This window comes from Streptomyces sp. MMG1533, from assembly GCF_001279775.1.
Lineage (GTDB): Bacteria > Actinomycetota > Actinomycetes > Streptomycetales > Streptomycetaceae > Streptomyces.
The window spans coordinates 1-1,139 of sequence record NZ_LGDG01000107.1 but is presented as its reverse complement, the minus strand read 5'-3'; the positions used below and the strand labels follow the sequence as shown (position 1 = coordinate 1,139).

The 1,139-nt window shown below is 64.6% G+C and carries 1 protein-coding gene; it reads right to left on the bottom strand.

What is annotated here, in order from left to right; genetic code table 11:
- Positions 1–1,092 (bottom strand): IS630 family transposase, encoded by a 1,092-nt coding sequence (locus ADK57_RS12675; protein WP_053749521.1) that lies wholly within the window; start codon positions 1,090–1,092, stop codon positions 1–3.
- Positions 1,093–1,139: the final 47 nt, after the last annotated feature.

The following is a 1,139-nucleotide window of genomic DNA, read 5'->3' as shown; positions in this document are numbered from 1 at the left end:
CTAGTCTTCTGAGTCGGGAATTCTGTTCAGATAACTGGCGAGGCGTTCGAGGATCTCGTCTGCGGTCTTCGTCCAGACGTAGGGCTTCGGGTCGGTGTTCCAGGCGGCAATCCAGCTGCGGATGTCCTTCTCCAGCGCCTGGACGGATTTGTGGACGCCTCGCCGTATCTGCTTGTTGGTCAGCTCGGCGAACCATCGCTCGACGAGGTTCAGCCAGGACGAGCCGGTAGGCGTGAAGTGCAGGTGGAAGCGGGGGTGGGCCAGCAGCCACTTCTTGATGGCGGGGGTCTTGTGGGTGGCGTAGTTGTCGCAGACGAGGTGGACATCCAGGCCGGCAGGCACCTCTTTGTCGAGCTTGGTCAAGAACTTCTTGAACTCCTCGGCCCGATGCCGGCGGTGCAGGGAGCCGATCACTTTGCCGGTGGCGACCTCAAGAGCCGCGAACAGGGTGGTGGTGCCGGCCCGGACGTAGTCATGCGTCGCCCGCTCGGGAACCCCGGGCATCATCGGCAGCACCGGCTGGGACCGGTCCAGAGCCTGGATCTGCGACTTCTCGTCGACACAGAACACCAAGGCCCGCTCGGGCGGGTCCAGGTAGAGGCCGACGACATCGTGGACCTTCTCGACGAAGTACGGATCGGTCGACAGCTTGAAGGTCTCCGACCGGTGCGGCTGCAGGCCGAACGCCCGCCAGATCCGTGACACGGACGACTGTGAGAGGCCCATCTCTTTGGCCATCGACCGCGTCGACCAGTGCGTCGCGTTCTTCGGAGTGGATTCCAGTGTCCTGGCGATCACCGCGGCGACCTGCTCGTCCGTCACCGTCCTGGGGCCGCCCGGACGTGGCATGTCCCCGAGACCGGCGATCCGGTACTGCACGAACCGGGCCCGCCAGCGGCCCACCGCATGAGGTGTGGAGCCGAGTTCAGCAGCCACGTCCTTGTTGGACGCACCTTCGGCGCAGGCCAGGATGATCCGACACCGCAATGCCCATGCCTGCGGCGTGGAACGTCGCCGCACCCACCCCTCGAGTGCGGCCCGTTCTTCGTCCGACAGCGTCAACTCGGCCTTCGGCCGCCCCGTCCGTGCCATGGAGCAAGCCTACACATCTGAATGGAATTCTTGACTCAGAAGACTAG

Bases quoted from the DNA above. Each gene is read 5' to 3' on its own strand.
- ADK57_RS12675 (WP_053749521.1), bottom strand. From the start codon at position 1,092: ATGGCACGGACGGGGCGGCCGAAGGCCGAGTTGACGCTGTCGGACGAA.